The following is a 14,272-nucleotide window of genomic DNA, read 5'->3' as shown; positions in this document are numbered from 1 at the left end:
AAATGATTGCCCAATCGGGACGGTTTGCAGCTTTCTTGACGCACATTGGATAGCGTCGAATCTAGCCAACGACCTGCCCAACTCAAGCAACCTTAGCGATTTTCCTTTTTATCATCGCCCCAGAACAACCTGGCTCGACGATAAGCGCGTCTGCGTTTATTCCGTTTTTTTCTCCGCTTTTTTTTCTTCCAGCGGACTCTCTCATCGTCTTCATCGTCTGGGTGGTAACCAGTCCCGCTCGCTGCCGACTTAGCAACTGCTTCGGATGCTGAGAGAACGACTGTCGATGCTCCCCCAACGACCGCGGAATACTTCACAAGCGCTGCAAGAACTTCTCTGCGCTCTGTGTTTTCAATGTCATCTTCTTTAAAACTTTTCACACTCTTTACCTACACTCTGATTCACACTTAATAGTTGTTTACCAACTAGATTAACCTAAGTCACGTCATCATAGCATATTTTAACTGCCAAGAATCCTCCCAAACCAACTGCAAAGAAGCAATCTGCTCAGAAATCACGTATTGTTGAATGATTCAGTGTGTTTAAACTTTAAACGTAAGCTCAAAACACATCTTCGCCAGACGCCCCATACAAATGAAGGTTTGTTTTCTATCGTAGAGCCATCTCCCTGAAATCAGGACTTTCTTCAATAAGTTCTTCGTATGTTCCCTTCCCAACAATCGTGCCTTTGTCGAGCATAACGATTTGGTCACAGTGCTTTATTGTGCTGAGACGGTGCGCGATCATGATGATCGTCTGCTCTCCGCTCATCTGAGAAATCTCCGAAATGAGTTCACGTTCGGTTGTATTGTCCAAAGCGCTGGTCGCCTCGTCAAAGATAATGACCTGGGGATTGCTATAGAGTGCCCTCGCTATTCCGAGGCGTTGTCTCTGCCCGCCTGAAAGGCGTACTCCCCGTTCGCCGACAGTGGTTTCGAAACCTTGCGGGAGGTCATTGATGACAAAATCGTAAAGCCTTGCTGCACGTGCCGCGCGCTCGAGTTTCTCCGTTGAAATATGAGCTTTGTCGATTCCCATTGCTATGTTTTCAGCGACACTCGCGTCTGACAAAAATATATCTTGAGGGACGTATCCAATACTGGCTTGCCAACTACGCACGTTACTAGGATCAAGCTTGATCTCGTCGATGAGAATGCTACCTTGTTGAATTTCAAGTAGCCCAAGCAAGACATCGACAAGCGTCGTCTTGCCCGCGCCAGTCGTGCCGACAATGCCCATACTTTGTCCTTTGTGTATCTCTAAATCGATGTTACGCAGACCTGTTGAGTCCGTTTCGGGGTAACTGTACGTAACCGATTGAAGTTTAATCGATGTCTCAAGACGCATTGGCTCAATTTGTGCGCTTGGGAGCCGCGCTAAGCTGGCCATGTTTTGAACGTCTTCGAAGACACTGTCTATTGCAGGAATACTCAACCTAAGCTGAATAAATGAACTATACATGATCTGCAGGACGGGGAGTAACCTGTATCCCGCAAAGGCATAGAGACCCAGCAACGGTAAGATTTTTTCAATTGAACCATCATTTTGCTCAAACAGGACCAAGGTTAGTAGGACGATGCCGCCGAATGCGACAACCTCCAGAACAAATCTCGGAACCTGGCTTAGTGTGGAACTGATTGCTCTTGCCTGTGCAAGTTCCTTTGAAGGGTTTGAAAAAAGTGCAAAGGTGAAGTTTTCTAGGCTAGATACCTTAACCTGTTTGATCCCCGTAAATGTTTCGTACATCCTACGAAACCGAGACTGATTGGCTGCAAGTATGATCTCGCCTTTAGTAGTTATTAACCCTTTTAGGCAGGTAAAGAACAGGAAATAAGCTGCTCCGATGGCTAGAACCGATACAATTGTAATCACTGGATTGGCCCAGAGAAGGAGTGCAAATAGCGATACAAAGTTGGTTGCCGCACCGAACAGGTTAATGGCGGGCCGATAAATCCCGTTGACGACATTCCGCACCTCCACCAGAATGGCTGACCCCATCTCAGATGTGTTCCGGCTTAGAAAAAAGGAATATGGCTGCCTGAGGTAGGTTTGCAGAAGTTTGCGGGCTAAACCGAATTCGCGCATTTCCATCCATCTTAAAGTGGCATAGACAGTTACCGCTTTTAGAAGACCACTCAAGGCAATAACAACAATAACTAATAAGCCGAGCGCAAAGAGAAAATCGTCAACAGATGTAAAACCAAAGGCTTGGTATACTCTAAATGCAAATGGGTTTGTTTCAATTAAACTAGGCTGTCCTAAAACAGCCAAGAATGGCAAGATTGAGGCAATCCCGGCGGTATCGGTCAATCCCTTTAAGACCGTTAGACATAAAAGAAAAAAACCTGTCCGCTTTTCCCGGCGATCCATCATTTTGAGTGATTTTTGAACAACGTTCATGATTTTATACACACAAGTTAGAATTTCTTCTGGAGCTATACTTTATAATTCCATATTTGACTTCGGAGCTTTTTGGGTGCGGCAAGCTGTTGTCGAATACAAGCCTTTGATCATCTGCGCTACATTTTATATAGTCACAATTTGGTGCTGCAACTGGCTCGCATTGAGTGCGCGTTTCCTGTGCAGCAATTATGACATTGCAAGATAGTTTAACCTCTGAGGCTCGAACGAATCTGCATAAACGCTCTGCGGCAGCAGTCAACTGGTTGTGAGCGCGGTGCTCAATAATCTTTCTTTTGTCAAACACATAGGTGTAGTCTGTCATCCGCTCGGTCGAGAGCCTAGGATTGATGGCCAATGCTGCGAGTCCTTCGATCTTCTCGCGCAAGTTATCGAAAACCTCGCATTCGGACAAAACGGGAAACCCAAACAGACGATAACTATAATGCACTGTATGGACTCAATTCTGAATACACATGTCTTAGTTCTCGGGCGCATTCATTCCAAGAAAACAGTCCTGCGCGTGCGATACCCTGTTTGATTTTCTTCCCTCTGAGTGCGGTATCCGTGCAAATGGCGTGTATTGCTTGGGCAATCTCATCATCATTACCCGGGTTCACCAGAAGACCGGCATCTCCAGCCACTTCTGGCAGGGAAGAGGTATTTGATGTGATCACCGGCACGCCTGACGCCATAGCCTCTAAAACCGTCAGACCAAAACCCTCATAAAGTGACGGGTGGATATAGAGCGACGCCCGTTTGTAAAGAGCAAGAAGCTGTGCGTCGGTGACGTAGTCCAGCAGGTGGGTGCGGCTTAGCAGGCGGCTGTCATCCAGCTCTTTGAGCACAGCTTCGGTTTCCCACCCTGCGCCGCCGACCAGAACCAGATGGTGGTCGATCTTGTCCTGCACCAGTTTTAGGGCACGGAGGACGCCCTGCACGTTCTTGCGGGGGCTGATCTTTCCCGCCGTTAAAATGATCGGGATATCATCGGGCGGCAGGTTCAACCCGGCAAGACAGGTCATATCGCTCGGGCCGAAGAACTCTGGTGAGACGCCTTCCCTGATCACGCGAATGCGGTCCACCACATTGCGACCAAGATAGCTCTCCACCTCATCTGCGGTGGATTGCGAGACACAGACAATCGCATCGGCACGGGCTTCGGCTTGCCGCAGGCTTTGCTCCATAATCCAGGGTTTGGTGTTGGTGAAATACTCAGGATGCGTGAGCGGCCCCAAATCATGAACCGTCACCACGTAAGGTTTGCGCGTGGCAATCGCGTATCCCAGGGAGACCGCATGGACCACATCCACAGGCCCGCCAATCAAGCGCTCTAGTGTGGGCATATCGAGATAATGCCAGGCCAGCGGTGTCAGTCTGCGCCCCAATCTGACCAGTTCAAGACCTGTATCCGCCCGCAGGGCAGACAGTTTTTCGGGTGACAGCGAGGACCAAGCCGCCACGGGCCGGATGGCAAGGTCATCGCACTTGCGTAACCCCCAGTACATCTCATGTGCGTAGCGAGTAATGCCATGCCCTTGGGCCGCCGCAAACTGGTTCGAAAAATAGGCGACATTTAACACAGCGGTTGGTCCTAGTGACTTTTGATCGACAAAGCGGTGCGGCCGAAAACGCGATTCCACGCGGTATGCAGGCGTTTTCGAAAACCTGAGGGCAAGAACATACCCAAGAGCGCCGCGTAACTGTCCGGCACAAACGGCCATGTTGCAATAGAGCGCAGATGATATCCGATAGCTCGGAGGGGGGCGTTCATATGATGATAATGCACACGTCCAGCGCGCCTGTAATAGGAGGCGAGGGCCGCCTGACGGATGCGCAACGGTCTGGTCGCGCGCAGGGATGAATATTTTTCCAAAATTGATTTGTAGGCTTTGAGTTCGCGTGTGGGGTCGGAGACGGTGCGCGGCCCGTCATGACTGCGTAAATCTGTCAAAGCTTCGGGAACAGCCCCGATTTTAAAGTCTTTGGCAATTCGGATCCACATGTCCCAGTCCTGGCGTGCCTGCAGGCTGGTATCGAAAAGGCCAGCCGTTTCGAACACCTCCCGGCGCACGACATAGCAGGACGTGGGCGCAGTCACATCAGATACCAGCAGAGCATCCAGCACGTCGCCTTGCGGATAGGGCCGTACAGGCACCTCGGGGGGCGCATCTGATCCAACGACAACTTCTCGGATACCGCAGTAAACTGCGCCCAAGTCTTGGTCGGCTTCCATCACGGCCATTTGCTTTTCCAGTTTGTCGATGGCCCAGACATCATCACTATCGAGGAATGCGATTAAATCGCCTTTTGCTTCCACAATCCCACAGTTACGCGCAACATTCCCGCCCGCATTATCTTGCCGCAAATAAACGACTGGAATGTCTTGCCCCGCTTTTGCAGTCCAGGACCTTAAGACAGCTTCCGTATTGTCGGTTGAGCCATCATCGACGATGATAATTTCAACTACGGCGCGAGACTGCGTTACAATGCTATCCAGGGCGTCAGTAATTAGATGCGCCCGGTTATAGGTCGGTATCACCGCAGATATGCTCAGCGTATACGGCACTCAATCACTCACAATGAACGGTTCTTCGGATTGATGCGTTTTGACGCGCTGGTTTCGATTTCGGCCCGCGGGATGGAGTGCTGTTTGTCCCATACCAACGCTTGCGCGCGAAACTCTGCGGTCGCCGAATGCAGGGCGGCGATTAGTCCGGGCGTCCCATCCAAAAACCCTCTTTGCAGCAGATACTTTTTTATGAACTCGCGTATGGTCCGCAAAAATATTCTCGCGCCAGTAATTTTTGCACCGTCATCTGTATAGCCTTGCGCTGTCATTTTGACATAGCGTGCGCTTTTGGTGAGACGTTCTTCAAAGCTCTCTTCGTTCAGGTGCAACATGAAGGAAGAGAGCTGACCGGTCTTGGCTTCACCCCCACTAATTTCGCAGCTTTCATGTAATCGACCGTGGAACTTATGTTGACCGCGGCGTGCGAGTTGTGGTCGATTCCAAGTCCCCCAACCTCCGTGTCTCATTGGACGATGCAGGAAGTAATTCAGTCGACGATAACGAAAGCCGAAGTACTCTGTGGATTGTATCGCAGCGCAGACCTCTTCGGCGAGATCGGGGGTAACTCGTTCATCGCAGTCCACATGCAATAGCCAGTCAGATGTCGCCGTTTCTATCCCGAGGTTGCGTTGGCCAGCATAACCTTGCTCCTGTGACATTGCGCGCTCCACAAAAACCACCTTTTTGCCGGCAGCTTCGGCAATTTCACGGCTGCGATCCGTAGAGCCGTCATCCACAATCACGATCTCGTCCACCCATTCTACTAGGTTATTGATCAAACCAGGCAGATTTCTCTCTTCGTTCTTGCAGATTGCGACTGCTGCAAGACTGGGGCGTGACATGTCTTTATTTCCTCTCTGCAAGTGCGGCTTTGAGTTTCAGATACACGGGGCGGATCATCCGGTCGCGTAAGTGAATGACTTGCTTCCTGGCGAGCGTATTGAAATCGGGACGCATCGCGGCAAGCTTCTCTACTGTCGGTTCGTGCGGGTTGACTAGTTCTGCATCCTGATATCCAAAGGCCTTTGCAATCTGTTTGACCGAAGGGTCAAGTTGTAGTGTGTAGTCCTCATTCGCCATCCATTTCTCTTTTGAAGAAGTATGCACCGAAGCCCCAATTTGGTCCTCGTATTCCACACCAATGAATTCACATAGATCAGCCAAGCCCTGTTTCGGTTGGGCGATTATGTCTTCATAACGTACCAGCCTAAACCTGTCTGGTGGTAACATGGACTGGATGCTTAAGAGGTTGCGCTGGATGTTGAGCCAACCGAACTGGCGCCTCTCTGAGTTGGTCGAAAATAACTCATGCGCAGAATACTGAACCGCCAGCGGATTGCGCACGAGGCCGATGACCTTCACATCCATATCCGTACGCTGGATCCATTCCAGAAGCAGACTGAGAGCGCACCATTCAGCGAGGATTTGTGGTGATTTTTCAAAGAAGATCGGTTGGGCAAAGGTCTTGCACAACCCATCCCAGCCTCCGAAAATCAGCTCCTCGTCGTTTTCTGGTGGCTTGTAGTCAGGCATGTTGCCCTTGAGCGTATCGATGAGATAGGTGCGCGCATTTTCTCGCGTGCCGTAACCCGCATATTGCCGAAGACCCGAATAGAGCACATCTGGCCGGTTTAGAATGACAGATGCCTTGAGCCAGTGATGGGTTTCAAAGTAGGTATGAGGTGAATAATCCACATGACGAATGCCGGAATGCCTGCAGAGCTCGTCCTGCAGCATCGTCGAGCCTGAACGTTTGTCAGACAGCAATACGACGACTGTGGGCATGTCCTGTCTCCTTGTATTCTGCGTTGTTTGAATAAATCGGGAAATGCCTCAGGCAGGTGAGCAAACCGAATATAAAGTAGAACATCATGGCGCCCCGAGGTTGAGATACCATAGCATGACCAAAAATGGCCCAAGGGGCTAATCCAAGCGTACTGGCCAATAACGCATGGCTGAGATACTGGCCGGTACCTGATTGCCGAGCTTTCACATGCTGGAGCGCATAATAGAACGCACTGGCAAGCAGAAACACATAAAGAAAGGCGGCCATCATGCCATTCGCATAGTAGGATGCAGCAAAGAGCGCGTGATTGGCTTTCCCCGCTACTTCGGGCACGACGGTGCGGGACTTATTAATAGCGATGCCTTGCCCCGCAACAAAGAAGGCGGGATTTTCGATTACGTGTTCAAAGGGTTCAACATAAGCCAAAAGGCGTTCACTCTCATTCTCCTTCTCCAAAGGGCTTTCAAAAACTGCAGCGGTTCGGTTGGTTAAGCGATCGAAAAAGAAAACCTCTGAGTTGACGCCAACCATCAGAACCAGAAGGGTTCCAAATCCTATGGGTAGCAGAATGCCTCTTTTGATTCTGTTGAGGCCTAGTATGACAATAAAGAGAACGATTAAAATTGTCCCCAAGATTGGCCCTCTGGAATAGCTCATCAAAACGCCCAAGGGGGCTAGAAAACAGGCTGCCATAGCCACGGTCCGCCAACGTCCGATGGGACCGGGCCAGCTATACAAAAGCGCGGCAAGAGGCCAAGCCATATTGATGAAACTGGCCCCCAAAATGGAAACTCCCACTAAAGTTTGTCCTCTTACTCCACTATCGCCTGCATCAAGATACGATTGGGCGGCTTGCCGCCCGGCTGGATCTAGAAAAGTATTATTCAGGACGAAATTTGCTACAAAACCTCGGGTTTGAGGCAGTGATGTCAAAATCATCAACGATGCTGTGACAATCACCCCAAGTGCTGCGGCTTTGATCACAAGCTCAAAGTCATCCGAAGTCCTGATGAGTTGTCCGGTCGCATAAAACACCAAAAATGCAAGTGTCATGCGTACAGCCTGGTAGACATGCTCAAAAATTGAACCGGTGTAAATAAAGCCGACCAACTCTCCAATCATAGTAAAGACGAATAGCGTCAGGATAATACGTTGGAACGGCCTGCCATTAGGTCCAAAAGCTGGCCGTCGGCTTGCATAGTAGACGACCAGAACAATCAGAATATCAATTAAGTAAAGGGGTATCGGCCCAACGCGCACATTCATCTTGGGCACCGCAGTCAGCACGAAGACAAAAATCGCCATCGCTATGATGCCGTGCGAATGTTGCTTAAGCACAGGCAGCCTCCCAAGTGACGGAACGATAGGCCGCAATGTACTGCTCCGACATCAATTCCTTGCCAAAACGCGCGGCACGCTGAAAAGCTGCTTCTCCCATCGCCTGTCGTTTCTGCGGATTATCGATCAGTAACATAAGCGCATCTGCAATCGCCCGGGGGTCTTCGGGTGGAACTAGCACAGCGCATGTGCCATCGGTTCCAACCACTTCTCGCAGTCCTGCGATGTCGGATGCTATCACCGGCAGACCGGCGTTCATACCCTCGACTGCCGCCAGACCAAACCCTTCCCAGAGAGAGGTCATAAGGAAGACATCGGCGCCTTGTAAAAACGGGCTTACATCCTCCACATGTCCTTCAAAGTACACGGGTGTTTTGATAGCGCGCGCTTTGAGTGCCAAATCATCTCGCAACTCACCCTCCCCGACAATACGGTAACAACAGGTGTTCTCGGGGAGTAATTCAAGCGCTTCCAGTGCTGCGGCATAGTTTTTGGCTTTACGTAAACTGCCCACCGAGACGATCGTTACCCGGTCCGACTTGTGCCGTTCAAAAAACTGATCGAATTTCAGATGTGCGCCATTCAGAATAACGTCTGTTTTGTCTGACAAGGCAGGGTAAGCGGTTACTAAATGATCTCGGGTCCCTTCGCTGATGCAATAGATTTTTGTAAACGGCTTATAAACTACCGGATCGATCAGGTTCCCGATTGCCGATCCGCGGCGATTGTTTGAGGTGCTATGCTCAGTAAACACGACGGGGCAACGGATCGCGCCGATCCTTTTCAGCCCGGCGACACAGGCGCTGGTCGGAAAGAGATGCGCATGCACAACATCGGGCTTTAGCCTCATTTCAGAAAAATATCTGCGCAAAGCCAGAAAGGTGCCTGGTTTGTAGGGGCTTGAAAACCCTAAAGACACAGCATTGCGCAGCCCCTTGGTTTCGCACTGTTGCAGTGCTACCAGATGGGCGTCTACCCCAGCAGCCAGTAAATCCATATGCAGATCCTGTGCCAGTCGCTCGGCGCCACCGCTCTTATAGCCAAAGCTGTTTATGACTTGTACAACCCTCATGACTTGAATTTTCGCACAATAGATTTCAAACCCTCTGGCACACGGTGCCGCCAGTAGCCGGGGAAGTTGGGATCCGGCCGGAAAGTACTCCAAGGCAGGGGGGTCCAGTCGGGTGCAGGGTCGGCTATCACCTCCCGGATCAGCGTGGCATAGGCATCGGCAGCCACTTGGTCGGTATAGCGTGCACGGGCCTCGGCTGCGGCAGCCTGGCTGAAGGCTGCAAGCCTGAGGCGATCAGCATGCAAGGACGCAACGGTATCCGCAAATCCGTCCGCATCACCCAATGCCTTGACGACCCCTGTGCGCCCGGTTTCGATCAGAAAGTCAGTGATCCCCGGGATCAGGCCACAGACGGGCACGCATCCGGCCATCATCGCTTCCAGAAGCGCATTCGGGCAACCCTCGAAGTGGGAGGTAAAGAGATAGATATCTGTCTCACCCAGAAACTGAGGGATCTTGTCCGGGGGCAGCGCGCCCATGAACACAACACGGCCTTCAGCGATATGAGATGTCATCGCCTCTTCCATGCGTGCGCGATCCACGCCTTTGCCCGCAATCCGCAACCGGAACGGCACACCCCGGGCATGGAGCGCATCGACGATGGTAGGCAAATACATCACGCCTTTCTGCCCGTGCTCAAGACGGCCCAGAAACCCCAGTTCCAGCCTTGGTCCTGTGCCGCGTTTTTGTTTCGCAGCGGCTTCGAACTTGGCTGCGTCAATGCCATTGGGGATGAGCACAACCTTTTCCGGATCCGCCCCATAGTCCGCTACCAGGTCATCACGGAGCCGTGGAGTCAGTGCAATGATCCGCGCCAACCGCTGCCGCCCTGACATGGTGATGCGATAGCCATGATCAAACGCATTGGCGCAGCGCGACAGAACCCTGATATGCGCGGGCAGGTGCGGGATCGCGGATAGTATGCCCTCGGAGTTGATGGCCATGACGCAGTCTATATCGTTGTCCGTGCACCATTTGCTGAAAACCTGTGCCTGATGCTTCATACTGAAGGAGGTCGCGGCCAATTGGACACAGCCATCATCTACGTAAGCCTCTTCCCATAGCCGTGCTTGCGGTGCGCCAACGGTCACACAGAAAAGCTGGATGCCGCGCGTTGCGAGCGCGCGCCGGATATTGCGATAAAAGGTGAAGGTGCCTCCGTCTTTAGGCACAGAGCCGAATGCAACCTTGATAGGCTTTGTTTCCGCAGCTGTACCCATCACAAGAGCTCAGAAATCCGAGCTGCCAGAGCCTTAGTGCTGTAGCGCTTTTCCACCTTGATGCGGCCGTTTGCGCCTAGTTTGTGCCTTTCACTAGCGTCCGAAATCAGGCGCGACAGGCAGGCAGTCCATTCTTCCGGTGATGAAACCAGATAACCGTCTGATTCATGGGTGATGACATCGCCATTGGCCCCTACATTACTCGCAACGACGGGAATGGAAGTTGCCATATACTCTAGTGCTTTGAAGGCGCATTTGTAGATGTTGAATGGATTTTCGATAAGGGGGTAAAGGCCTATGTCGAAATCTGCGACGGCTGCGGCTACCGCCTCGGGATCAGCCCAATTCACTTCATCCACCAGATCGAGCGTCAGCCCGTCAATTGTTCCGAAGACCTCTGCGAGTTTCGGTTCGCCGCAAGCTCCGACGATTTTGAGACGGATATCGTACTGCGCGGCAAGGTTACGTAGTGGGGACTCAAGGATTGATGTCAGATCGTCGACATAATGGGCGCCATTGCCGATCCACCCAAGACAAACTTGCCCGCTGTCGCCTTGGCTGCGTGTCTTATACTGAGACAGACGGATACCTGAGGGGATGAAATGTACGGTGCCCCCGGCCTCTCTCGCCAGGGCCTCGAGATTATAGCTGCCGGCTAAGACACCATGTGCCTCACGCATCATGGTCGCCGCATTTTTCAGGGATATCCCATGCTCCGCCCGCGAGGGAGCGTCGTCGATATCAAAAAAAACCCGCTTTGCCATGAGCTTTGCCATGCGCAAAAGGGCAATATCATAACGAGAATAATGCTTTTGGAAAATCAAGGTGTCATGGCGTATCGCAACGGCCAGCATCCGCACATAGTCTCGTCGTCGTGCCGCGTGGTGGTAAGAGACCTGATGTCCTAATGTCTCAAGCTCTTCACCGATCCAATAACCGCGCACACGAGAACTAGCCTTTTTGCGATCACCCAAAAGGATGAAGGCAACGTTTGGATTTTTTGCCTTTTTTAGGGAGGATGTGGGTTTCATTGGAAGCCCGCGCCTTTTCTGATTCCAGTGTTACTACCCCTACATTTGGAAGTTGCCCTTAGAGCCGATGAAAAGGTAAAGGTAATTGAATACTTAACAAAAGATATGACTGACAACGCTAAACCAATATCCAAAAGAACTCTACGGTCTATAATCACTTCTCGATTGTGAAGACAGACTAAGAAGCATCTACACCTTAAAACTCGATCACGATTTATGAATGATATCAACCAAGATTGTAACTTTTGGACTTCGAAAGAACAAACAGTTTATAAAGCACAGACGTAATCATTGGCGCATTTTTAGGCTTAAAAACATACCATGTTTGACAATATCCGTTCCTGCATATTGGCTAGGTTTTGTTGACAATTGGCGTAGCCAGAGGCGGATTGATGTGGGCAAATCATACGTGTTGACGAGGAAGTGGATATTGGTCGTGAAGCCGTCTTTTGAGCGCTCAAACCTGGGCTGACCAATGTAATGCTCCTGCGCCGGGTGATAGCTATCGGTTGCCTCGAACCCGATCCGCACGGGCAGCGCGTATCCCGAGAGAGTGACGGCCAGACGCTAAAATCGTTCAGAATGTCGGTGGTCGTCCATGACGTTTCTTGCCCGCTATCTTTGGCACAAAGAGTTGCGGGGTGACTAAACAAAAAATTATAATAAGGCTGAGAATTAGTAAGATTGGGCCGTTCGGTTATGAGTGATACAGGTATAATAAATCCGACCTCCAAGCGTGTCTTGGTCACTGGGGGTGCCGGATTTCTAGGCAGTCATCTGTGCGATCGTTTGGTCGGGGCGGGTCATGACGTCCTATGCATCGATAACTATTTCACAGGTCGACGCGGCAATGTTAGTCATCTTATGGATGCACCCAATTTCGAGCTCATGCGCCACGATGTGACCTTTCCGCTCTATGTGGAAGTGGATGAGATCTACAACCTAGCCTGTCCTGCATCGCCCATCCACTACCAACACGATCCGGTACAGACGACCAAGACTTCAGTGCATGGCGCGATTAACATGTTAGGGCTTGCCAAGCGTCTGGATGCCAAGATCATGCAAGCTTCCACATCTGAGGTCTATGGTGATCCTACTATCCATCCTCAGCCCGAAACCTACTGGGGCAATGTGAACCCAATCGGCCTTCGCTCATGCTATGATGAAGGCAAGCGATGCGCCGAGACCCTGTTTTTCGACTACAACCGCCAGCATAACCTACGCATCAAGGTGGCCCGGATTTTCAACACCTACGGGCCGCGCATGCATCCCCACGACGGGCGTGTGGTGTCGAACTTCATCATGCAGGCGCTCAAGAACGAAGACATTACGATCTTTGGAGACGGCCAACAGACTCGCTCCTTTTGCTATTGCGACGATCTGATTGAGGCCTTCATTTGCCTAATGGACACACCCGATGATGTGACGGGGCCCATCAATGCGGGAAACCCGGGGGAGTTCTCCATGCTGGAACTGGCAGAAACGGTGATCGAACTTACGGGAACGAAATCCAGGATTGTCCACAAGCCACTGCCACAGGATGATCCTCAACAGCGCCAGCCCGATATCTCACTGGCCAAGAAGCACCTTGACTGGGAGCCCAAAGTGCCTTTGCGCGAGGGCCTTGTTCCGACAATTGCTTATTTTGAAGGCCTTGTGAAAGCAGGTATTGCCTAGGAGCGAGGCGCGCTGTCTGCGCCATGTCCGGGCTTTGGTATTCTTACCTCTCGCACTTTGATCATCCCGATAATCTGTACCTTGGCAAAACGGCTCTTTTCGCGTTAGCGGGCTCCTTAAAGGTGCTCTGAAATCCAATTTCCGGCCGATTGGATTTCTTCGCGGCGAATCCTGGCTGGGAAAAGAGCGGGGGGTGATCAAAGCAGCAAGGTTTGCGGACGCGCAGAAAGCGTTTGTGTTGAAGCATGTTGTGAACATCTACGCGTGTAGTAGGTTGTCGGATACATGCGACCCACTATTGCGCTTTTTCGGTCGTGAGGTGAGGTTGTAGGGGTAAAGAAGATGAAGACCATTTTTGACATCGGAAGTAACAATGGTGATGATATTCCATACTACCTGCTAAAGGCAGATAAAGTAGTGGCCTTTGAGGCAAACCCTATTCTTTGCCAATTAATTGAGGAACGTTTCTCCAAAGAAATCTCAGATGGTCGCTTAGTGGTCGAAAATGGTATCATTTGTGCTGATAGAGACGCAAATAGTACAAAAGCTGAATTTTACATCCATAATGGATCGCACGTGCTCGGCCAATTCCCAAGGCCTAAGGAAAGCGTAAGGCATGAATACACCAAAGTAGAGCTGCCTGTCAGGACACTGTCCGCTGCCCTCGAGAAATATGGCACTCCTTACTATGCGAAGATCGATATCGAGCACTACGACCACGTAATTTTGTCTGAATTTTTTCGTTTGAACGCCTACCCGACTTTCCTTTCGGCAGAGTGCCACTCCCGTAAAGTCGTATCACTTCTCTTAAACTGCGCCAAATATAAAGGTTTCAAGTTAGTAAATGGCGCGACTGTGCATTTTGATTATGCAGAGCTATCGGTTAAATCCACAACTGGAGAGACAGTTGCGTTGTCTTTTCCGTATCATTCAGCAGGCCCTTTTGGCGAAGACATAGCGGACAAGTGGTATGACAGAAGAAGTATGTCGAGATTACTTGTTTCTTCAGGGCTCGGATGGAAAGACCTGCATGCTTCCAGTGAAGACACTGGTTCAATAGTGCATGTTCCCGTTTCATTTAAACGTCATGCTGCATGGTGGCTAAACATTGTGTTTGGCCGTCGTATCTACCAGAGAGCTCGCCGCGCTTCTATCGCGCTCTTAAGGCGTTAGGGA

The 14,272-nt window shown here is 50.9% G+C and carries 12 protein-coding genes; 2 read left to right on the top strand and 10 right to left on the bottom strand.

Translation table 11 applies throughout. The features are described 5' to 3' along the window. Positions 1–609: 609 nt before the first annotated feature. From ACR0L9_RS19085 to ACR0L9_RS19040, 10 genes are all read right to left on the bottom strand, one after another. Positions 610–2,400 carry an ABC transporter ATP-binding protein gene (locus ACR0L9_RS19085; protein ID WP_480896429.1) on the bottom strand — a complete coding sequence of 597 codons (1,791 nt, stop codon included), beginning with the start codon at positions 2,398–2,400 and terminating at the stop codon, positions 610–612. A 440-nt stretch (positions 2,401–2,840) separates the two neighbouring features. After that, complete coding sequence (locus ACR0L9_RS19080) at positions 2,841–4,043, bottom strand: glycosyltransferase family 4 protein (protein WP_480896428.1); 1,203 nt, start codon at positions 4,041–4,043, stop codon at positions 2,841–2,843. Next, complete coding sequence (locus ACR0L9_RS19075) at positions 3,995–4,969, bottom strand: glycosyltransferase family 2 protein (protein ID WP_480896427.1); 975 nt, start codon at positions 4,967–4,969, stop codon at positions 3,995–3,997. The genes ACR0L9_RS19080 and ACR0L9_RS19075 overlap by 49 nt, the downstream gene beginning before the upstream one ends. An 8-nt stretch (positions 4,970–4,977) precedes the next feature. Next, a complete protein-coding gene (locus ACR0L9_RS19070; RefSeq protein ID WP_480896425.1) occupies positions 4,978–5,814 on the bottom strand; it encodes a glycosyltransferase family 2 protein in 837 nt (278 codons plus the stop codon). Between the two features lie 4 nt (positions 5,815–5,818). Further along, entirely contained in the window at positions 5,819–6,757 is a 939-nt protein-coding gene (locus ACR0L9_RS19065) for a sulfotransferase family protein (RefSeq protein ID WP_480896424.1), read from the bottom strand. Next, positions 6,729–8,096, bottom strand: a complete 1,368-nt coding sequence (locus tag ACR0L9_RS19060; RefSeq protein WP_480896423.1) for an O-antigen ligase family protein — start codon at positions 8,094–8,096, stop codon at positions 6,729–6,731. Before ACR0L9_RS19060 ends, ACR0L9_RS19065 begins: the two co-directional genes overlap by 29 nt. Further along, entirely contained in the window at positions 8,089–9,261 is a 1,173-nt protein-coding gene (locus ACR0L9_RS19055) for a glycosyltransferase family 4 protein (RefSeq protein ID WP_480896422.1), read from the bottom strand. Before ACR0L9_RS19055 ends, ACR0L9_RS19060 begins: the two co-directional genes overlap by 8 nt. Beyond that, the gene (locus tag ACR0L9_RS19050) at positions 9,165–10,388 is read right to left on the bottom strand and encodes a glycosyltransferase family 4 protein (RefSeq protein WP_480896421.1); all 1,224 of its coding nucleotides are present in this window, start codon (positions 10,386–10,388) and stop codon (positions 9,165–9,167) included. The genes ACR0L9_RS19055 and ACR0L9_RS19050 overlap by 97 nt, the downstream gene beginning before the upstream one ends. Continuing rightward, positions 10,388–11,419 carry a glycosyltransferase family 4 protein gene (locus ACR0L9_RS19045; RefSeq protein ID WP_480896420.1) on the bottom strand — a complete coding sequence of 344 codons (1,032 nt, stop codon included), beginning with the start codon at positions 11,417–11,419 and terminating at the stop codon, positions 10,388–10,390. The genes ACR0L9_RS19050 and ACR0L9_RS19045 overlap by 1 nt, the downstream gene beginning before the upstream one ends. Before the next feature lie 288 nt (positions 11,420–11,707). Further along, positions 11,708–11,950: a hypothetical protein gene (locus ACR0L9_RS19040; RefSeq protein ID WP_480896419.1), complete on the bottom strand. Its 243-nt coding sequence runs from the start codon at positions 11,948–11,950 to the stop codon at positions 11,708–11,710. A 168-nt stretch (positions 11,951–12,118) separates the two neighbouring features. Between ACR0L9_RS19040 and ACR0L9_RS19035 the strand changes: the two genes are divergently transcribed. Both ACR0L9_RS19035 and ACR0L9_RS19030 read left to right on the top strand, forming a co-directional pair. Then, on the top strand, positions 12,119–13,096 hold the full coding sequence (locus tag ACR0L9_RS19035; protein WP_480896418.1) for a UDP-glucuronic acid decarboxylase family protein: 978 nt from the start codon (positions 12,119–12,121) through the stop codon (positions 13,094–13,096). Between the two features lie 342 nt (positions 13,097–13,438). After that, the gene (locus ACR0L9_RS19030) at positions 13,439–14,269 is read left to right on the top strand and encodes an FkbM family methyltransferase (protein ID WP_480896417.1); all 831 of its coding nucleotides are present in this window, start codon (positions 13,439–13,441) and stop codon (positions 14,267–14,269) included. The last annotated feature ends 3 nt before the right edge of the window (positions 14,270–14,272 follow it).

It is taken from the genome of Ruegeria sp. I3 (assembly GCF_056532525.1).
The sequence above is the reverse complement of the archived record's forward strand: the minus strand, read 5'-3'. Positions and strand labels throughout refer to the sequence as shown.